Origin of the sequence: Campylobacter sp. 2018MI34 (assembly GCF_016598975.1) — a bacterium.
GTDB lineage: Bacteria > Campylobacterota > Campylobacteria > Campylobacterales > Campylobacteraceae > Campylobacter_D.
Genome location: NZ_JAENKS010000011.1, coordinates 1 through 20,703, shown reverse-complemented (window position 1 = coordinate 20,703; position 20,703 = coordinate 1). Strand labels below are relative to the sequence as shown.

Below are 20,703 nucleotides of genomic sequence, written 5' to 3'. Positions count from 1 at the left end.
TATCCTTAAAACCTCACTACCTTAGCGCCAAAACCACCTTGATTGATCGGTGCATCACTAAAACTTTTTACACTTTTATGTGCTTTTAAAAATTCTTTTACCGCAAAAGCAAGCTTTCCTGTTCCTATGCCATGATATATTAAAACTTCATCAAATCCAGCAAGCAAGGCATCTGAAATAAATTTATCAAGCCTAGAAATGGCTTCATCGCTTCTAAGTCCGTGTAAATCTAAAGTGATATTTAAATTGCTTGGCTTAGTAATACTTATATTTGTTTTAGGACTTTTTTTAGGAAGCGCTACGCTTTTTTTAAGCAAATTAAGTCCTACTCTTAGATTAAGACCTTCACATTCTATTAAAGCTTCATTTTTAGAAATAGCTTTAATCACTCCTTTAATTTTTTCATATTTTACAAAATCCCCTACCCTTAGCTCTTCATTTTGTTTTATGCTTGGTAAGATAATTTCTTTTTTTAGCTCATTGGCTTTATTTAAACTTCTTTGTTTTTCTTTAATATCTTTTAAATTTATAGTTTTTTTAGCTTCTTCTATGGCTTTATAAAATTTAAATTCTAATTCTCTTAGAGTATTTTTAAATTTTTCTTCTTGTTTTTGCCTTTGTTCTTTTAGATTTTGTAAAATCTCATCAGCAATTTGCTCTTTTTTATGTATATTTTGAAGCTTAGATTTAAGCTCTAGTTCAAGATTGATATTTTTACTCACCATTACTTCTAAATTCTCTTTATCTTCGCCATAAAGCTTTTTGGCCTCTCCTACTAAATTAGCTGGAATTTGATAACGCAAAGCTGTTTCAAAAGCATAAGATTTTCCTATAGTACCTTTTAGAAATTCATACTTTGGTTTTGAAATTTCTTCATCATATAAAGCAGCGATAAGTTCAACTTCTTCATTTTGTGCTAAAAGCATAGCAAGACGCTTATGGTGTGTTGTAATGATGATTTTAAGTTTATTTTTTATAAGATGAGAAATAATAACACTATATAAACAAGCAGCTTCTTCAAAATCTGTTCCAAGTTCTATCTCATCAATTCCTAATAATAAATTCTTTTTAGTAAAAAGTTTGGAGATTTGAAGCATCCTGCCTGCAAAGGTTGAGATATTGTTTTTAACATTTTGAGGATCTTCAATAATAGCATCAAATTCTTTAAAAGAGCCTATTTTGCTTTCATTTGCTTTTATTTTCATAGGTAAAAGATGTTTGGCTAAAAAAGCAGCAGCGAGTAAAGATTTTAATAGCATAGATTTTCCGCCTGCATTTACTCCTGTGATGATTAAAACTTGCTTTTTAAAATCAAGAGAAATGCTTTTTGGATTATCAAGAGCTGGATGAGCAAAATCTTTAAGTATAATTTCATTTGAATTCTCACATAAAATAAATCCATAATCTTTCTTTTTTGCAAGCAAAACCCTAGCACTATAATGATCAAATAAATCAAAAGCATTATTAATAAATTTTAAAAAAGGTATATTTTTAGCTAAGAAAATAGAAAAATTTTTAGCATATTCATAGTAAATCTCTTCTTTTTGATTTTTAATTTTTTCTATATCATCTTGCAAATTTTCAACATTTAAAGGAATGATATAAAAACCCCCTCCACTACTTCTAGCTATAATTTTAGCTTTTAAAGTGTGATTAAACCCTCCTCTTACAAGTAATGCTTCAAAGCCATTTATAAAATGAATTTGCGTATCGATTAAATAAGGGCTAAGCGATTTAGTATAAATAAGCTTTTTGAATTCAGCTCTTATGGCTTCATTTTTAAGTTTTAAAGCTGTATTTAAATTTATAAGTCTTTCATCTAAACTTTCTTTTAGCTCTCCTTTATCGTTAAATTTTAAAGTAAGTTCTAAAATTTCTTTTGAAAGTTGAATTTTTTCAAGCCAAGAGTTTAGATTGGATCCAAAATTAATTTTTTTAAGCTTTTCAAAATAGCAAATAATTTTTACAAACTCATAAATTTCATCTAAATGCAAAATTCCTTGCTTACTTAAATGCATTAAAGCTTTATCCAAATTTAAAACTTCTGGAATTTGTGGAAAGTTGATTTTACAAAGCTCATCGATTCGTTTTAGATGAAGCGAAGAATCACCTTGTAAAAATATATCTTTATCTCTTGAAAAAAGAGCTTTAAATTCTTCTAAATAACTGCCTAAATCAAGTTTTGATATAAGCTCTTCTTTGCTTTCAATCATTTTTTAACCTGCAATGATTGATATCAATAATTAAAGATTTAAAGCTAAGATTGTTATCCTTAGAAATAAAACTCGCTGTGCCAAATTCATAATTAAAATAATCATTAGAAATATTTAAATCTTTACAAATGATGCTTTTACCTTGATTAAAAGCTGTAAGAATTTCACGATTTTTTTCTGCTTTTTTAATATTTTGTATTTCAAAAAATACAGAAAAAATAATAGTAGCTAAAAGTAAAATTACAAAAAAAGGTTTGGTTTTAGATCCTAGTTTTTTACGCAACATAAGAGTGATTAAAAGTAAAATTAAAATAATTAAAAGATAAAATAAAATTTTACTCATTATTTTGCCTTAATTTATTGCTAATATCTCCTGCTCCAAAACCTATAATCAAACCTTTATCAAAGACTCTTCCTTTATCTGTGACTAAAAATTTACCTTCTCTTTTAATATCATTAATAAATAAAGCCTTATCAAAATACTTTTTTAAGTCAATTTCGATTTTTTCTTCTCCTGCGGCATAAACAGGTAAAATCACAAGTTCATCTATATCATCAAATGCTAAAACAAATTCTTTTAAATTTGCAGCCAAACGCGTATAACGATGGGGTTCAAAAATGGCAGTAATTTTTTTATATCCTGCTAATTTTGTATATTCTCTAGCAGCATTTAAAGTAGCTTTAATCTCTGTTGGATGATGACCATAATCATCAATTAAAGCTAAATCCTCATCAGCATATAAAATATCAAATCTTTTTTTAATACCTTGATATTTTTTTAAATTTAATCTAATTTGCTCTATATTTTCATAATTTAATGCCGCTAAAATTGCTAAAGAAGCATCAATGGCTAGATGATAACCCATACCAAATACACTAAAACGTCCTAAATTTTTAAGCTCAAAACTTGTTTTAGGTCTAAAATTTTCAATCTCCATAACACAATTTTTAATATCCTTACTAGGATAAAGACGCAAAGCTTCACCTTTATAATCTTTTAAAAATTCATCTTCTGCATTAATAACGCGAATCTTAGCATTTTCTAAAAAACTAGTATAAGCGTGATGAAGCCTTGAAATTTCATTACCATAATGATCTAAATGCTCTGCTTCTGCATTTGTAACTATGGCTAAATGAGGGTTTGAATTTAAAAATGAACTATCACTTTCATCAGCCTCAAAAATAAGATTCTCGCTTTCTTTATAAATCATATTTGATCCAAATTCTTTTAAAATAGCACCGATAATAACTGATGAATTTGGTATTAAAGAAGCTAAAATACTTGAAGTAGTGCTTTTTCCATGCGCTCCAGCAACTGCAAAAACACGTTTATCTTGCAAAATCAAAGGTAGAGCTTCTTTACGCGAAAGAGTTTTTATACCTAATTCTTTAGCATATTTAAATTCAGGATTTTCTTCTTTTATAGCAGCTGAATAGATTATTAAATCTTTTCCGATAATATTTTCTTTATTGTGTGGGATTGATACGCATACACCTTCACTCTCAAGCTTTTTAGTGATTTTACTCTCTTTTAAATCACTCCCGCTGATTATAAAACCTTTCTCTTTTAAAAATCTTGCTAATGCTGAAATACCTATGCCACCTATACCTATAAAATGAATTTTTTGCATCTTTGCCTCAAATATCTTAAGAAATCAAAAGTAAAAATTCTAACACTTTTTCACTAAAATACCCCTAAAAATCTTGATAAAAAATATCTAAAAAAATTTTAAATTTCTTAGATAAAAATCACTTTATAAAATTAAAATTTATTTATATTGCTTTATACTTAAAGCTTCAAGGATATTTTCATACTTAGTATTTAATTTTTCTAAAAATTCTTGCAACCATTCTTTATAAGCTTTTATATAAGCAAACAAATATTCTCTCTCATCATTCTTATCTCTTATAGCGCAAGAAATCAAATAGCCACGATAAACAAAATTACCTCTTAAGGTTTCATCTTGTACAAACTCATCATTTGCCAAAATATTATTAAAGTTACTTATATTTTGATAAACATTTTGTAAAAATTCTTGTGGCAAGATGATATCTTTACTTAAAATATTGTCTAATGCATCTTTTAAAGCTTTAGCATCATTTAATAAATTTTCACAAGTTTCTTTATCTTGTTTTAATTTTTCAAAGAATTTAGCAATGAGTTTAGCACTTCTATTTTTAGTTAAGGGTTTTAAATTTTCAAATTTAGGTTTTTCTTTATGAAGTAAAGTTTCGCAAGCATTTTTAAAAGATACTTCTTTGGTAAAATTTATCCTTGCTCCACCCTCTGTAGCATTATAAAAATTTACTTCTTTATTGCAAGCAAAAAGGTATTCTAATTTGATACGATAATCATTCCAAAGCACGTGAGTTAAAACCTCACCTTTTCCTCCATAAGTAAAACATTTTAACTTTTGAATATTATCTACACTATCACAATCTACCCCATAAGCAAAATTTTTTGAATGAGAATTTCCTTTCTCATCATAGGCTAAATCTTGTCCTATCATAATGATATTTTTAAATCCTAAGGCAAGAGCTAGAGTATAAGAGAAATGACTTACGTGAGTTCCTGTATCTATATAGCCAAAATCATTTAAATGATAACGCATATACAAAGATTTATTTCTAATACAAAGAATAATTTTTTCTTTTTTTAAAAAATCAACAACATTTGGCGATGTTGCACATTCAAGCATTATTAATGTATTATTTAAACTAGATTTATTTTCAAAAAATTTAATTGGATAATCATTATAATCTAAATTTGTTACATAATCAGGCTTGATATCTTCTTTAAGCAAGATGTTTAAAGCTCCATCAGCGCAAAAAATAAAAGCTTTATTTTGATATTTTTTAAGTAAAGGTAATTGCTTGGCAAGTGAAGGTCCTGCTGAAACTACTATAGCTGTATCAAAAGCATTTTTTCTTTGAGCTATAAGTCTTTGAAAAGGAATATTTTCTAACATTGTAGGGATATTACAAAGAAATTGTTTATAAGTTAAAAGAGGAAGATAGCAAGTTCTATCAGCATTTCTTATAGCTACATCAGCTGTTTTTATACATATCTCATTAACTTTTAATATCTCGTTATTAAAAAAATCTTTATAATATAAAGAACTAATAAAAAGCTTATATAAACTTAAATATTCAAGTATATCTTGATGATCGAAAAACATAGCAACTTGAATTTCAAAATCAAAAGCATTAGGATCAAATAAAATAATTTTATAATTTTTTAATTCTTCGCTGATATCTACAATATTTAAAGCTAAAATTAAAAGTTCAATTTCACTTTCAAAAACAAAAATATGTTTATATTTATAACTTAAATTTTTAATCAATTCCCCATTAGCTATACCATAGATAAAAATAAAAGGATAATTTTTACTTTCATTGAAAATAGAACTGATAAATTGATTCATTTGCTCCTTATTTTCATATAAATACCTTTTTTGAGAATCATAAATATTTAAATTTTCATCTATTCTAAAGCTTAATTTCGACTCATTTAAAAAGGTTAAGATTTTTGAAGCAAGATCATAATTTGAGATCTTTAAACTTTCTATATTTTTAAAAAAAATATCCACATTTAATCCTAAGAAATATCAAATTTTATTTTTTATAATTTTATCAAATCCCCATAAATTTCTTGCTTCGTTAGCTTTTTTTGGTTCTACAATAAGCATTTCTTCTTCATTTCCAAGCTTTTCTTCTATCTCCCCAAAAGCATTAATAAACATAGTATCGCCATAAAAATTCCATTCTTCACTATGTTTTGAAGTCCCTATACGATTAACCCTTAAAACACTAGTATGATTTAAAAAGGCTCTTATTTTTAAAAGCTCTTCCCAACGTTTTTTACTTTCAAATGTAGAAGCAGTAGGAATAATAACAAGATCAATCTTTTTTTCCATAATTTTTTTCCAAAAAATATCAAAATGAGCCTCAAAACCAAAAATTAATGCACACTTTAATCCTTCATAGCTAAAATGAAAAAGTTTAAGCTCGTCTTGTTCTTTATTGTTAAAAAAAGCCTTTTCATTCCAATGAGTATAGGGCATTAAAATTTGTTGTTCATAAATTTTAATCATCTTAGGTGAAACTTTAAGACAGGTTTTTTTATATCCCTTAGTTTCCACGCTGATAAAAGGTGCAATAATTTCTAAATCATATTTTTTAGAAAGTTTTATAAGACTTTCTTTTTTAACTTCGCTTTGTTCTTTAATCATACTTTTTGGCATAGAAAGCAATTCTGTAAAAAAACTATTGATAACATATTCTCCAAGTATAACTAAATTTGCACCACTTTCTTTTGAAGCTTGCAAATAATAATCAAGTCTTGACTCACTTAAAGCCAAAGTAGGAAATTGTAAAGCAGCTATTTTACTCATTGATTTTTTCCACCTCTAATTTTGCTTTATCTAATTCCATTCTAGCTTTTTTGATATTTTCTAAACCAATTTTGTAAATTTTAACACTTTCATTTAAAGTTAATTCATCATTGTTTAATTTCTCTAAAGCTTCATTAGCTTTTTCTAATTTTTCCTCAAAACTCATTGATTATTTACCTTATAATTTGGTGCTTCGTGTGTGATAGTTACATCATGAACGTGACTTTCTTTTAAACCTGCACTAGTAATTTCTACAAATTCAGCTTTTTCTTTAAATTCTTGTATATCCTTTGCTCCTACATAACCCATAGAAGATCTCAAACCCCCTAAAAGCTGATGAACCACATCTTTAATACTTCCAACATAAGGCACGCGTCCTTCTATACCTTCTGGAACTAGTTTCTCTTGTGCTGTTCCTTCTTGAAAGTATCTATCAGAGCTCCCTTTTTGCATAGCACCAAGAGAACCCATACCTCTATAAGTTTTATATTGTCTTCCTTGATAAGTAAAAAGCTCTCCTGGGCTTTCATTTGTTCCAGCAAGCAATGAACCTATCATCACAGAACTTGCCCCAGCAGCTAAAGCTTTGGCAATATCTCCAGAATATTTTATCCCACCATCTGCTATAACAGGAACATTAAATTTAGCAGCTTCTAAAGCACACTCATCAATAGCTGAAATTTGAGGAACTCCAACTCCTGAAACGATCCTTGTTGTACAAATACTCCCAGGTCCAATACCTACTTTAATAGCATCAACACCTAATTCACATAAAGCTTTAGTAGCTTTTGCAGTAGCTATATTACCAGCTATTATATCTACATTAGAATAAGTTTTTTTAAGTTCTTTTATAGTATCCATAATTCCTTTTGAATGCCCATGAGCTGAATCAAGAACTATAGCATCAACACCTGCTTCAATTAAAGCTTTAGCCCTATCCATTTGACCCACTCCAATTGCAGCTGCTACACGCAATCTTCCTAATTTATCTTTATTTGCATTAGGATATTCTTTTCTCTTTTTAAGATCTTTTATAGTAATAAGACCTTCAAGATATCCTTTCTCATCTACTATAGGAAGTTTTTCAACCTTATTAGTACTAAAAATTTTCTCTGCATCATCCAAAGTACAACCTTTTGGAGCTGTGATTAAAGGTGGTTTAGTCATTACATTTTCAACTAAATTATCTAAATTACTTTCAAATCTTAAATCACGATTAGTTAAAATTCCTATTAATTTTTTATTTTCATCAACAACAGGAACGCCAGAAATTCTATACTCTGCCATAAGTTCTAAAGCTTCTTTAACACTAGCTTTAGCACCTATATAAATAGGATCATAAATTACACCACTTTCACTTTTTTTTACCCTTTTAACTTCTCTAGCTTGTGAAGCTATATCCATATTTTTATGGATTACTCCAATACCGCCAAGTCTTGCCATCATAATAGCTGCTCTGTGTTCAGTTACTGTATCCATAGCTGCAGATACTAAAGGAATATTTAAAGTGATATTTTTGGTTAATTTTGTATCAATTTTTACCTCTTTAGGTAAAACCTCAGAATATCCTGGACACAAAAGCACATCTTCAAAAGTTAAGGCACGTTTAATGATTTTCATAATAATCCCTATTTATTTTTTATAATTTTTTCTAAATTTAATGCACCATCTAAAAGAGTTTGCTCATCAAATTGCTTACATATTAGCTGAGCCGAAATATTAAGATTATTTTTATCTTTTCCTACAGGAATACTAATACCTCCAAGTCCTGCTAAATTCACTGAAATCGTATAAACATCTTCTAAATAATTTTGCATAGGAGTTTTTTGAGTATCAAAAGAAAAAGCAGTAGTTGGGGTAACTGGCATAAAAATAAGATCACAATCTTGTAAAATATCTTTGTATTTATTTTTGATAAAAGTTCTTGCTTTTAAAGCTTTTATATAATAAGCATCATAATACCCACTACTCAAAACAAAAGTTCCTAATAAAATACGACGCTTAACCTCATCTCCAAATCCTTCATTTCTTGTATTGATATACATTTCATTTAAGCTATCTTGTTTTTCACTTCTTCGCCCAAATCTCACTCCATCATAACGACTTAAATTTGTACTTGCTTCAGCTGCAGCGATAATATAATACGCTGCTATATCAAATTTAGAATCAAGTAAATTTTTATAAATAATATTATGTCCATATGATTTTAATAATTCTATAGTTTTTAAAAGAGTTTGTTTTACTTCAGTACTTGCCTCATCAATATAATTTTGTATAACAGCTATAGTTAATTTTTTATCAGAATTTAAATTTGGTGCTGTTTTGGTAAATTCTATTTTAGCACTCGTGCTATCTAATTCATCATATCCTGCGATCGCATCATAAAGTAAAGCAGCATCTTCTACATTTTGAGTTAAAACACCAATTTGATCAAGACTTGAAGAATAAGTTACCAAACCATAACGACTAATGCGGCCATAACTTGGCTTAAAACCTACACATCCACAAAAAGCAGCGGGTTGCCTTACTGATCCACCTGTATCTGTTCCTAAGCTTGCTAAAGCTAAACCACTAGAAACTGCAGCGGCACTTCCACCACTACTTCCACCTGGAACCTTACTAAAATCTAAAGGATTTAAAGTTTTACCATAATAAGAATTTGCAGTAGAACTTCCCATAGCAAATTCATCCATATTAGTGCGTCCAAAAGGTGAAAAACCATTTTCTTTTAATTTTTTTATAGCACTTGCATCATAAGGAGAAACATAACCTTGTAAAATTTTTGAAGCACAAGTAAGCTCCCAATCTTTTACACAAATATTATCTTTAATAGCAACTGGAATACCTTTTATACTATCTGTTAAATCTTTATCTAGAAATTGTTCAACAAAGGCACCAATTTGCTTTTGCTTTTTTGCTTTTTCATTTAATTCTTTTTTTAAATTTGCAAGTTCTTCTTTAGAATATGTCAAAGCTTCTTTTAAAGTAATCATTTCTTATCCTTTGTTAATTTTATAAAAAATACAGCCAAGGCACTTAAAAGCAAAACAATAACAATCGTTGCAATTATAATACTAAAAGGCATAGGTTCTAAAAACATTATAAATCCAATACCTTAGAGCAACGATCACATAAACATTCTTCTTTTATAGCTTTAAATCTCCAACATCTTGGGCATTTATACTCTTTAGCTTTCGAAATAATAAATTTTTCATTATTAACTTCAAATTCGCTTAGAATTTCATTATTTTCATCTATGCTTATATCACTTACTATAAACCAATCAATCATTTCATCTTTATCTAAATTTAAAATAAAAGATGAAGTGGTATAAAGCTTAAGTTCTAAAGTAGATCTAATAATTTTATCTTTTTTCAAAATATCTATTTTTTCAAAGAATTTTTCTCTTGCTTCTAACAAAAATTTATCTTCTATATCAAAAGCTATATTTAATTCTTCATTAAAACTAAGATCAAATACATCTACTATATCATTATTTTTTATAATTTTATTACTATGCTCTAAAGCTTCATCAATGGTATAAGTAAAAAAAGGTGCTAAAATATTAAATAATTCTTTAGTAATTAAAGCCATAGCTACCTGAGTACTTCTTCTTTTTAAGCTATCTTTTTGCTCACAATAAAGTCTATCTTTGCTAATATCTAAGTAAATTCCACTTAAATAAGAGCTTAAAAAATTTAGAAGATAGTTAAAACCTTTTGCAAATTCATAATTTTTAAAAGATTCTTTAGTATTTTTAAATACCATTTTAGCTTTAGAAAGTATCCATTGATCTATAAAAGAAAATTCTTTAACATTTAAATCATTTAAATCATTAATATTTGCAAGTAAAAATCTTATGGTATTTCTAATTTTTCTATATTGTTCGCTAACTTGTTTTAGAATATTATCTGAAATTTTTAAATCACTTGAATAATCACTTAATAAAACCCATAATCTTAAAATCTCTACTCCATAAGTTTTAGCAACATAATTTGGAGCTATTACATTACCTTTGGACTTAGACATTTTTTGCCCCTTTTCATCAATGCTAAATCCGTGTGTTAAAATACTCTTAAATGGATTTTGATTATTAATAGCAACACTTGTAAGCAAAGAGCTTTGAAACCATCCTCTATGCTGATCGCTTCCTTCTAAAAACATATCAGCAGGTAATTCTCCTGCATCATAATTACAAGATTTTAAAACAGCATTCCAAGTACTTCCACTATCAAACCAAACATCAAGTATATCATTGATCTTTTCTAAATTTTGTGCTTCATATTTTGAATTAGGCGGTAATAAATCTTTTATTTCAAGACTCCACCAAGCATCAGAACCCTGTTTTTCAAAAATATCTGCAATAAATTCTAAAATTTCATCATCCAAAATTACTTCTTTTGAATTTTTATCTCTAAAAAAGGCTATAGGAGTTCCCCAAACCCTTTGTCTTGATATACACCAATCAGGACGATTTTCAATCATAGAGCCAATTCTTTTAATACCACTTTGAGGGTAAAATTTTACTTTAGCAATTTGCTCTTTAGCGCACTCTCTTAAAGTATTTCCATTTTTAAGTTCATCCATTACTATAAACCACTGCTTAGTCGCTCTATAAATTACTGGCTTATGTGTTCTCCAGCAAAATGGATAAGAATGTATAAATTTAGAAGAATGCAAAAGATGCTCTCCTAAAAGTTCTAAAATTCTTTCATTTGCTTTAAAAACGTGAAGTCCGATAAATTCATCTAATAAATCTTGTGGTAAAAGTTTTTTAAGTCTTAAAGTTTCATCATAACAACCACTATCATCTACCGGCATTATGGTTTCAATATCATATTTCAAACAAGCATAATAATCATCTTCTCCGTGTCCTGGAGCTGTATGCACAAGCCCGCTTCCACCTTCCATTAAAACATGATTTGCAAGAATTAAAATAGACTTTCTTGAATTTAAAGGATTGATTGCTTCTAATTTTTCTAAATCTTTAGCCTGAAATTCTTTTTCTATCTCTCCTGTTGTAAGATTTTTTTCTACCATGTTTTTAAGCAAAGCTTTGGCAAAAATAAATCCTTCTTTTGTTAAAACATAAATTTCATCAGGATTTAAGGCAATAGCTTGATTTGCAAGCAAAGTCCAAGGTGTGGTAGTCCAAATTACTGCACTAGCTTTTTTTACCCCTAATTTTTCACAAGAAATTTGATCCAAATCAAAACTTACAAAAACAGAATAATCTTCTTTATCTTGATACTCTACCTCAGCTTCCGCTAAAGCAGACTTTGCAGCCCAACTCCAAAAAACAGGCTTAGATCTTTCTAGCAAAAGACCTTTTTTAGCAATCTGACATAAAGTTCTATAGATATTTGCCTCAAAAGTAAAATCCATTGTAAGATAAGGTTTATCCCAATCAGCAATGATGCCTAAGTCTTTAAATTCTTGCTTTTGAATATTAACAAATTCCTTAGCGTGCTCACGACATAATTCTCTAATTTGATTTTTACTAAGCAAATGTTTTTTATCTTGAATTTTTATCTCTACTTGTTGTTCTATAGGAAGTCCGTGACAATCCCAACCTGGAGTAAAACGAACTTTTTCGCCTTGAAAATAATGAAGTTTTATAATAGTTTCTTTTAAAATTTTATTTAAAGCATGTCCTATATGGATATGACCATTTGCATAAGGAGGACCATCGTGTAAAGTAAAACTTTTATTTGCATTTTTACGTTTTTGTTTTATTTTTTCATAAGCATAATTTTTATCAAACCATTTATAAAAACGTTGCTTTTCATTTTCACCTAAATTAGCCCTCATGGGAAAACTTGTATCTGGCAAAAGTAAAGTATTTTTATAATCCATAAATCCACCTAAAAAATAATGTAATTTTACTCTAAATAGCTTTAATTTAGCCTTTGTTTTTAGATATAATATTAAATTAGTATAAATATCAAGGAAATATATAATGAAACATTTGCTTTTTATTTTAGGAGATGAGATTATTGCCAATACAAATTATAAAAATTATATTTATAGAGTTTATGAAAAAAAATTTAAAGAGATAAATGAAATTAAGATCCAAAATAAAACTGATAAAGATTTACCATTTTTACTTGAAAATTTAATGCAAAAATACGATTTTATTACTATATTTTCTAGCTTTGAATATTATCCTACTGTAGCAAAAATTCTTGCAACTTTAAATGAAGATAATCTTGTTTTAGAAGAAAATACTCTTGTTCCAAGTAAATCTCTTTACGAAAAAGATAGCTTTATGATTAAATTTGCAAATTGTAAAATTAATGTTTTAAAAATTCAAACAAATCATACAATCCCAAATTTAATCGGAGAAATAACACTAAATTTTAAATATTTTTGTCTTTTTGGTATAGATAGTGAAAGTGCAAGCTTACTGCTTGAAACTCTAACAAAATCTTATGAAGTAAAAATCAAAGTTACTCAGCTTTTAGAACATATAAATCTTATTAGAGTCTCAAGTTCTCAATATGGAAAACTTGAAAGTTTTTTAAAAAGTGTTCAAAATTTATTCGGACAAAAATTTTTCCTAGGAAAAGATCCTATTGAATTTATAAGTAAAAAACTCTTAGAAAAAAATATGAAAATTTCTTTCGCTGAAAGTTGTACTGGAGGGCTTTGTGCATCAACAATTACTCAAATTCCAGGAATTAGTCAAATCTTTGAAGGTTCTATTGTAAGCTATTCTAATCGTATTAAACACGAATGGCTTGGGATAAGCGAAGATATTTTAGAAAATAATGGAGCATATAGTGAAAAATGTATTTATTTTATGTTAAAAGGTATTTTTAAAACTGCTAAACCAGATTTTGCTTTAGCAATCAGTGGTATAGCAGATAAAGAAGATATTAAAGAACATAAAGCAGGAACAATTTACATTGGAGCAATGTTTAAAGATGGAACCTATATACAAGAAATACTCTATCTTAAAGGAGATAGGGAATTTGTAAAAGAACAAGCAGTTTTAGGGGCCTTTTGCTTAATGCTTAAATTAAAACCAGAAATCTTTGAATTTTAATATTTTTTTACTTTCATAGTATGTTATAACTAGTATTTAAAAAAGAATTGACAAAGATTTAAATTACTTTAAGTAATAAATTAAAATATATAATATTGAGAAAATTTTAATTGTTATAAAAATTTTATTCTTATTTTTTAAAAATTTTTACCAAGTTTTTGTCTTATTTTTATAAAATATAATTAATTTTATTATTTTAAGGTTTTTTATGAATTTGCCAAATGCTTTAGCATCTTTAAGAATTATATTTGCACCCTTATTATTTTTTCTACTTACTCATTCTTTTGAAGAAATTCATCAAAGTTGGATTAATTATTTTGCGGCTTTAACTTTTTCTTTAGCTGCTTTAAGTGATTTTTTTGATGGATATATTGCTAGGACTTGGGGACAAATAACAAAACTTGGATCAATTCTAGATCCTTTAGCTGATAAAATGCTCATTTTAGCAGCATTTATTGGACTTTTAATGATGGGCAGAGCTAATGAGTGGATTATTTATATTATCTTGGTAAGAGAATTTTTTATCACAGGATTTCGCGTCGTTATGGTAAGTGAAAATTTAGATATTAGTGCATCATTTGCTGGAAAATTAAAAACCGGATTTCAAATGGTAGCTATTGGGTTTTTAATAATGCAGTGGCCCTTCGCACAAATTTTGCTTTATATTGCTTTAATCCTTACTCTTTATTCTGGCTATGAATATATTTATGCTTATATAAAAGGAAGAAAATGAGATCTTTATTATTTTTAGCTTTAATTCTTATAATAGGATTTAAATTTTATTCTATTAATTTTCTTGTTACTTTATTGGTTATTTCATTTTTAATTTTTTTCCACGAACTTGGACATTTTTTGGCAGCAAAATCTTTAGGAGTAAAGGTTGAAATTTTTAGCATAGGATTTGGAAAAAGTCTTTTAGAATATAACTTTAAAGGAACAATTTATAGATTAAGCACCTTGCCACTTGGAGGTTATGTAAAACTCAAAGGACAAGATGATATGAGACCAGGGGTTGAAAATTTAGATAAAGATAGCTATAGCATTTTAAATCCTATAAAAAAAATTTACATACTTTTTGCAGGACCATTTTTTAATATATTTTTAGCTTTTTTACTTTATATCATAATCGCAAATTTAGGCATACAAAAATTTTCTCCTATAGTTGGAAATGTAGCTTTAGATTCTGCTGCTTTTCACGCAGGAATACAAAAAAATGATACAATTTTAGAGATCAATAATCATAAAATTAAAAGTTTTGATGAAATTTCTAAACTAGTTAAAAATGAAAAATTACAAATTTTAATCCAAAGAAATAATGAAAAAATACAAATAGAACTAACACCAAAAATAGCATCTTCTTATAATGAATTTTTACAGCCAATTCAAAAGCCATTGATTGGAATTTCACCAAATGGAGAGCTAAGTACTATATATTATAAAGGTTTTAGTGCTTTAAAATATGCCTATGATGAAAGTTTAAATGCTTCAACACTTATCATAAAAGGTATAGCAAAACTTTTAAGTTCTGAAATTGATGCAAAAAATTTAGGTGGCATTATCACTATGGTCGATATAACTTCTAAAGCAGCGCATAATGGTATTTCGATGCTTTTAATTATTACAGCTTTAATCTCCATTAATCTTGGAATTTTAAATCTCTTGCCTATACCTATGCTTGATGGAGGGCACATACTTTTTAATTTATATGAAATGATTTTTAAACGTAAGGTTCCACAAAAAGTTTTTGAATATTTAAGCTATGGTGGTATGGCTATTTTATTAGCCTTAATGCTTTTTGCAACATTTAATGATATTAAAAGAATAATACAATGAATCAATTTAAATTCCCTACGCCAAAATTTGATGATAAAAGTAAAATGATTAGCTTTAGACGTCGCATACGTTTTTATTTAAGAAAACTTTTATATTATCCTCAAATTAGATTTCTCGAAAAAACACTAAATATAGAAGAAAACAAACATTTAAAAAATTTTTTTAATAAACCAGAAATTTGCTATAACGCCATAAGAAGATTTTGTGATAAAAGTTTTAATGCAAATGAGCGTGTCAAAACTTTAATCTATGACGCAAATCAAGGACTTAAAAATTTTAAATTTTTACCCAAAGATCAACTTATCTTTAATTTTGGTGAAGATTTTGAACTTTATTTAGGAAAAAATCATCATGTCCACGAAGAAGGTTTTTGGGCTTTTTCTCTTAAATATCAAAAGCATATTATTGAACAATGTTGTTTTTGTTTTACTTTGGAAAACAATCTTTTAATTTCTTGCATTCAAGGTTATAAACACGCTAATTTTAATGCTTTAGATATAAATAAAATCTTTACCAAAAAATGTCATGGATCACGTCCTATAGCTTTACTTATAGAATGTGTTAAAATACTTTGCAAATGTTTAAAACTTAACGTTACACTTGGAGTTTATGAAAAAAACCAAATCAGATCTCAAAAGGGATATGATAAAGGTTATTTTGTTAATTATAAAAAAATTTGGCTTGAAAATGGAGGAAAGCTCGTTAAAATAAATAATCACAAATATTATGAGCTTTCACACGAACAAAAAAGTCTAGAAGAAATACCTAGCAATAAACGCTCTATATATAAAAAACGTTTTATTATGTTTAAAGAAATTAGACAAAATTTAAATCAAATTTTGTCTAAATAATGCTTTTTAAATATTTAATACTTTTTTCACAACCTTGTTTTTGAAGTTTTAAAAGTTTTTCTAAATATTCATTTGAAACTTCTTGAGGATAATAATACTGCATCGCTTTTAAATCATTAAACAAAGGTTGTTCTATTTTAAAAGCTCCACTACCTAATTCTTTTACTCCACCTGTACCTTTTTCTCTTTTAAAAGTAGCACAATATGGAAAACATTGCTCTATATTTATCCTTTCTAAACCTTGATCTTTTAAAATCTTAATACAAGTTTTTATATCTAAATTACCATCACCCAAAGGAACTCCACAAACATATGCAGTATCATCTTCTATAAAAACAATATGATCTTTACAATGAGTACTAAAAGTATATTTAGCCATATTTTTACAAGCAACAATTGGATCTTCATAAGCCATCATCGAATTTCCAAAATCATACAAAAAGCCGATATTAGGATGATTGATTAAATTTAAAAGCTCAAGCAATTCAGTAGATGTTTGATACTCGTGATTTTCAATTGCAAGTTTTAAGTTATTTTTTTCTAGAAGTGGAATTAAAGCTTTAATCTCACTGGCTACGCTTAAAAATTCTTCTTTATTAAATCTTGCAGTAATTTTAGAATCATCAAAAGCCCCATCACTTGCATTTTTTACCTTTTTGGTGTTATCAGTTAAAGGCACATAAGATCTTATAATATCTGCATTTAAAATTTTACAAACTTTACTGATTTTTTCAAATTTGTTTAAATCAAAACCTTTAGCATCAATTTCACAATACATTTTATATTCATCAAGCTTAGCCTTTATCTTTAAAAGATGTTTTTCATCATCACTTCCTAAACATCCCCACTCTTCATCTAATCCAAAATCTTTAATAATATTTATAATAACACCATCACATCCTAAATTTTTAGCAAAATCTATATAAGAAAATATATCCATTTTACCATTTTGAAACCAAAGATGCATACTTTCTGTCTCTAAACCTATTTTCATTGAATTACTCCTTGTAATTTTTTCTTAGCTATCATTTTAAGTAAAATCGAAGTTACAATAACTCCACAAATTGCAAAAAATCCCATAAGCCCAAAAACAATTTGATATCCAAACAAACCTTGAAATTTATCAATAATAAAACCATAAAGTGCAAAGCAAAAAAGTTGCGGAGAATATCCAAATATACAAGCTATACTCATAGCTGCTCCGCTAATTTCTCTTGGGATTTGAATTTCATCTACTGGAGCAAAAAATGTTGCTCTCATTGTAAAAACTAAAGCTGCAAAACCTAGAGTTAAGCTCATTCCAAAATAGATATTTAAACTGTGATGAGGCATAAAAATAAAAATCAAAATTGCAATAACGGCCAAAATAAGAGCAAAACGTAAATATTTAGTAGATGAGTGAAATTTTTTATCTGCTAAATATCCCCCAATAGGTCCGCCAACCAATTTTAAAGTATATTGATTAATGATTCCATAAGCACCTACTAAAGCTACTGGCATACCATAAATATCTTTTAAAAAAGGGATAAAATAAGTAAGCCCGCAATAAACTGAATAAATGGTAAAAATAGTTAATGATACTACCCAAATTTCTGGTGTTTTAACCGCTTTTAATACTCCATTCCAAGCAGCTTTATTTTTACTAATCTCATTACCTTTTTCATCTTTGGTATTTATTTTATCATCTTCAAGTAAAAAATAAGCCAAAATTCCAGCTACAATTACACAAGCACTATAAAAAAGTATAGCAGCTCTTAAACCACCAGCGCCTGAACCCAAAAATAAGAAAATTCCTAAAGCACTAAAAGCAACTATAGTATCAATAACTCCGCGTCCTGCTTCTAAAAATCCAAAAAGTCTTCCTTGTTGTGTAGAGTCTCCAAGCAAACGGATAGCTTTTAATAACACAGGCCAATAAATCACTTCTCCAAATAAAGAAAGTAATCCCCAAGCAATTAAAATTCCATAAAAAGAAGGAAAGGTTGAAATATAAATTCCAATAAGTCCAACACAAATTAACGATAAAGGGATAAGAATTTTTTTAGAAAATCTATCAGCAATATAAATAGAAGCAAAATTTCCGATTGTTTGAACTATACCATAAACAGATAGAGCAAGACCAATTTGAGTATTACTAAGACTCATAAATTCTTGCATAGGTACATAAAAAGCATCTTTTAATGAAGAAAGTTTAAATACAGTCCCTCCACCCATAACCAAAACAATAAAAGTAAGCCAACGAATAGGCTGTTTATTATTTGACATAATAAAACCTTTTTTAATTAATTTGAAATAAATAATAACTAAAAATAAATCAATATTAATCATATATTAAAAATTTATTATCAATGTTTAAAATTTTGTAACTTTTTGTAATAATTTTAAAAAGTATATATTAAGTATTTTTTGATATAATGTTAAGTTCCTTGCCTACAAGAGATAATCTTTAAGGCTTAATATCCACAAGGAGAAAACAATGAAACATTATGAGGTTTTATTTATTTTAAAGCCTACTTTAACAGAAGAGGAAGTAAATACTAAGTTGGAATTCATTAAAGAAGTCCTTACAAAAAATGGTGCAAGCATCGAAACAACTGTTCCAATGGGAACTAGAAAACTTGCATATAAAATTAAAAAATATGAAAGAGGAACTTATTTTGTAATTTATTTTAAAGCTCCTACAAATTTAATCAAAGAACTTGAAAGGGTTTTAAGAATTACTGAAGAAGTGATAAGATTTTTAATTGTAAAATATGAAAATAAAAAAGAAATTGCAGCATGGGAAAAGCTTAGCCAAGGTATTAAGCAATCAAAAAAAGAAATTAAACCTATAGAGGCTCCAGAAATTCAATAAGGAAAAAAATGTTTAATAAAGTTGTTTTGGTAGGAAATCTTACTAGAGATATAGATATGCGTTATGCACAAAGTGGTAATGCTATAGGAGCTTCAGCTATTGCTGTAACTAGAAGATTTACAACAAATGGAGAAAAAAGAGAAGAAACTTGTTTTATTGATATTACCTTCTATGGAAGAATGGCTGAAATAGCTAATCAATATCTCTCTAAAGGTAGCAAAATTCTTATAGAAGGTCGTTTGAGATTTGAACAATGGAGTGATCAAAATGGTCAAAATCGCTCTAAACATAGTGTTCAGGTTGAAAATATGGAAATGCTAGGTGGAAATGCTCCACAGCAAAATGGAAATTTCAATAATACAAGTAACTATAATGGAAATTATAACAACAATTATGAGAGTCAAAGCTATGATCCTTATATGAGTGATAATTTTAGAAAAAATGCTCCACAAAATGCTCCACAAAAACAAAGTCCTAGCCAAAACCAAGAAAAAATTAAAGAAATAGATATTGACGCTTACGAAAGCGATGATACAGATTTACCATTTTAAAGGAAAAAATTATGGCAGAAAAAAGAAAATACTCACGTAAATATTGTAAATATACAGAAGCAAAAGTTGAATTTATCGACTATAAAGATACTGCAATGTTAAAACACGCTTTATCTGAAAGATTTAAAATTATGCCACGTCGTTTAACTGGAACAAGCAAAAAATACCAAGAAATGGTTGAAGTTGCAATTAAACGTGCAAGACACGTGGCTCTTATCCCTTATATAGTAGATAGAAAACAAGTTAAAGAAAACCCTTTTGAAGGTTTATAATATTTACCAAGACTTCCAAAAGTCTTGGTTTGTATAAATTAACTCTTTTTTATTGATAAAAATTTCCTCATTAACTGCTTGATTTGAATTTAAAAGAATACTAATATTTATAATAATAACTCCATCTTTTGATAGATTGGCATCTTGATTGATATTTTTAAATTTAAAATTATCACACTCAGCAATAGGATAAAAATAATCAATTCTTACTATGTCATTATATTTTGGATAATTAAATTTTACAAAATCAATACATTCTTTACCTTCTTGCTTAGCTTTATATAAAAAATATTTAGAAAGTTCTTTTGCATTAAGACTTAAAATTCTAGCTTGAATATAATAATATTCATCTCTTAACATTCTTGGTATATAACTTGAAATATTAAAACTTAAATTTATAAGAAAAGAAACTAAAGTAATTAAAAAAACAACACTGATTAATATATAAGCTTTTTTCATTGATATAAAAATTTTTCCAAACATAAATTCTTATCATCTTGCGATGAACAAAGCTTTACTTTAAATCCTTTATCATTATCTTTTATAATAAAATCACTAATATTTTGCACTAATATTCCTTTTAAAACATTGTTTTTAGAAAAAGGATTAAGTTCATATTTTAATTCTTGATTTTCTAAAAAAAGAGTTAATTTTGCTTGCAAAGGCAAATAATGTCCTGTAATATTT

Annotated in this window: 19 protein-coding genes and 1 pseudogene; 7 read left to right on the top strand and 13 right to left on the bottom strand. The window is 27.4% G+C overall.

The features are described 5' to 3' along the window. Window positions 1–5 precede the first annotated feature (5 nt). From JG676_RS04320 to ileS, 9 genes are all read right to left on the bottom strand, one after another. Window positions 6–2,213 (bottom strand): endonuclease MutS2, encoded by a 2,208-nt coding sequence (locus JG676_RS04320; RefSeq protein WP_200217414.1) that lies wholly within the window; start codon window positions 2,211–2,213, stop codon window positions 6–8. Then, window positions 2,206–2,556 (bottom strand): hypothetical protein, encoded by a 351-nt coding sequence (locus JG676_RS04315; protein WP_200217413.1) that lies wholly within the window; start codon window positions 2,554–2,556, stop codon window positions 2,206–2,208. The genes JG676_RS04320 and JG676_RS04315 overlap by 8 nt, the downstream gene beginning before the upstream one ends. Continuing rightward, window positions 2,549–3,844 carry a UDP-N-acetylmuramate--L-alanine ligase gene (gene murC / locus JG676_RS04310; protein ID WP_200217412.1) on the bottom strand — a complete coding sequence of 432 codons (1,296 nt, stop codon included), beginning with the start codon at window positions 3,842–3,844 and terminating at the stop codon, window positions 2,549–2,551. Before murC ends, JG676_RS04315 begins: the two co-directional genes overlap by 8 nt. A gap of 138 nt (window positions 3,845–3,982) precedes the next feature. Beyond that, entirely contained in the window at window positions 3,983–5,803 is a 1,821-nt protein-coding gene (locus JG676_RS04305) for a motility associated factor glycosyltransferase family protein (RefSeq protein WP_200217411.1), read from the bottom strand. A gap of 18 nt (window positions 5,804–5,821) precedes the next feature. Further along, on the bottom strand, window positions 5,822–6,607 hold the full coding sequence (locus tag JG676_RS04300; RefSeq protein WP_200217410.1) for a carbon-nitrogen hydrolase family protein: 786 nt from the start codon (window positions 6,605–6,607) through the stop codon (window positions 5,822–5,824). Continuing rightward, complete coding sequence (gene xseB, locus JG676_RS04295) at window positions 6,600–6,773, bottom strand: exodeoxyribonuclease VII small subunit (protein ID WP_200217409.1); 174 nt, start codon at window positions 6,771–6,773, stop codon at window positions 6,600–6,602. The genes JG676_RS04300 and xseB overlap by 8 nt, the downstream gene beginning before the upstream one ends. Further along, window positions 6,770–8,227: an IMP dehydrogenase gene (gene guaB, locus JG676_RS04290; protein WP_200217408.1), complete on the bottom strand. Its 1,458-nt coding sequence runs from the start codon at window positions 8,225–8,227 to the stop codon at window positions 6,770–6,772. Before guaB ends, xseB begins: the two co-directional genes overlap by 4 nt. A gap of 8 nt (window positions 8,228–8,235) precedes the next feature. Then, the gene (gene gatA / locus JG676_RS04285; RefSeq protein WP_200217407.1) at window positions 8,236–9,600 is read right to left on the bottom strand and encodes an Asp-tRNA(Asn)/Glu-tRNA(Gln) amidotransferase subunit GatA; all 1,365 of its coding nucleotides are present in this window, start codon (window positions 9,598–9,600) and stop codon (window positions 8,236–8,238) included. 106 nt (window positions 9,601–9,706) lie between these two features. Continuing rightward, entirely contained in the window at window positions 9,707–12,463 is a 2,757-nt protein-coding gene (gene ileS, locus JG676_RS04280; RefSeq protein ID WP_200217406.1) for an isoleucine--tRNA ligase, read from the bottom strand. A gap of 103 nt (window positions 12,464–12,566) precedes the next feature. Between ileS and JG676_RS04275 the strand changes: the two genes are divergently transcribed. The 4 genes from JG676_RS04275 (at window position 12,567) to JG676_RS04260 (ending at window position 16,339) form a co-directional block, all read left to right on the top strand. Continuing rightward, window positions 12,567–13,655 carry a CinA family protein gene (locus JG676_RS04275; protein WP_200217405.1) on the top strand — a complete coding sequence of 363 codons (1,089 nt, stop codon included), beginning with the start codon at window positions 12,567–12,569 and terminating at the stop codon, window positions 13,653–13,655. Between the two features lie 208 nt (window positions 13,656–13,863). Then, on the top strand, window positions 13,864–14,388 hold the full coding sequence (pgsA, locus tag JG676_RS04270) for a CDP-diacylglycerol--glycerol-3-phosphate 3-phosphatidyltransferase (RefSeq protein ID WP_200169567.1): 525 nt from the start codon (window positions 13,864–13,866) through the stop codon (window positions 14,386–14,388). Continuing rightward, the gene (gene rseP / locus JG676_RS04265; protein WP_200217404.1) at window positions 14,385–15,488 is read left to right on the top strand and encodes an RIP metalloprotease RseP; all 1,104 of its coding nucleotides are present in this window, start codon (window positions 14,385–14,387) and stop codon (window positions 15,486–15,488) included. The genes pgsA and rseP overlap by 4 nt, the downstream gene beginning before the upstream one ends. Beyond that, on the top strand, window positions 15,485–16,339 hold the full coding sequence (locus JG676_RS04260) for a VirK family antimicrobial peptide resistance protein (protein ID WP_200217403.1): 855 nt from the start codon (window positions 15,485–15,487) through the stop codon (window positions 16,337–16,339). Before rseP ends, JG676_RS04260 begins: the two co-directional genes overlap by 4 nt. On the opposite strand, the gene JG676_RS04255 is transcribed toward JG676_RS04260, so the two are convergent. Then, window positions 16,332–17,333, bottom strand: coding sequence for a sugar phosphate isomerase/epimerase (locus JG676_RS04255; RefSeq protein WP_200217402.1), 1,002 nt, complete (start codon window positions 17,331–17,333; stop codon window positions 16,332–16,334). The genes JG676_RS04260 and JG676_RS04255 overlap by 8 nt on opposite strands. Next, on the bottom strand, window positions 17,330–18,604 hold the full coding sequence (locus JG676_RS04250; RefSeq protein WP_200217401.1) for an MFS transporter: 1,275 nt from the start codon (window positions 18,602–18,604) through the stop codon (window positions 17,330–17,332). Before JG676_RS04250 ends, JG676_RS04255 begins: the two co-directional genes overlap by 4 nt. A 211-nt stretch (window positions 18,605–18,815) precedes the next feature. On the opposite strand from JG676_RS04250, the gene rpsF reads away from it, so the two are divergent. Genes rpsF through rpsR form a run of 3 tightly spaced genes read left to right on the top strand, consistent with a single transcriptional unit; the run spans window position 18,816 to window position 20,016 of the window. After that, entirely contained in the window at window positions 18,816–19,193 is a 378-nt protein-coding gene (rpsF, locus tag JG676_RS04245) for a 30S ribosomal protein S6 (protein WP_200169562.1), read from the top strand. A gap of 8 nt (window positions 19,194–19,201) precedes the next feature. Next, a complete protein-coding gene (locus tag JG676_RS04240; RefSeq protein ID WP_200169561.1) occupies window positions 19,202–19,744 on the top strand; it encodes a single-stranded DNA-binding protein in 543 nt (180 codons plus the stop codon). A gap of 11 nt (window positions 19,745–19,755) precedes the next feature. Beyond that, a complete protein-coding gene (gene rpsR / locus JG676_RS04235; protein ID WP_131162951.1) occupies window positions 19,756–20,016 on the top strand; it encodes a 30S ribosomal protein S18 in 261 nt (86 codons plus the stop codon). 3 nt (window positions 20,017–20,019) lie between these two features. Here rpsR and JG676_RS04230 read toward each other — a convergent pair whose 3' ends face one another. Together JG676_RS04230 and JG676_RS04225 are read right to left on the bottom strand one after the other, a co-directional pair. After that, window positions 20,020–20,475, bottom strand: a complete 456-nt coding sequence (locus JG676_RS04230; RefSeq protein WP_200169732.1) for a hypothetical protein — start codon at window positions 20,473–20,475, stop codon at window positions 20,020–20,022. Further along, window positions 20,472–20,703, bottom strand: a pseudogene (locus JG676_RS04225) (hypothetical protein); the annotation flags it as partial. The pseudogene JG676_RS04225 and the gene JG676_RS04230, both read right to left, overlap by 4 nt.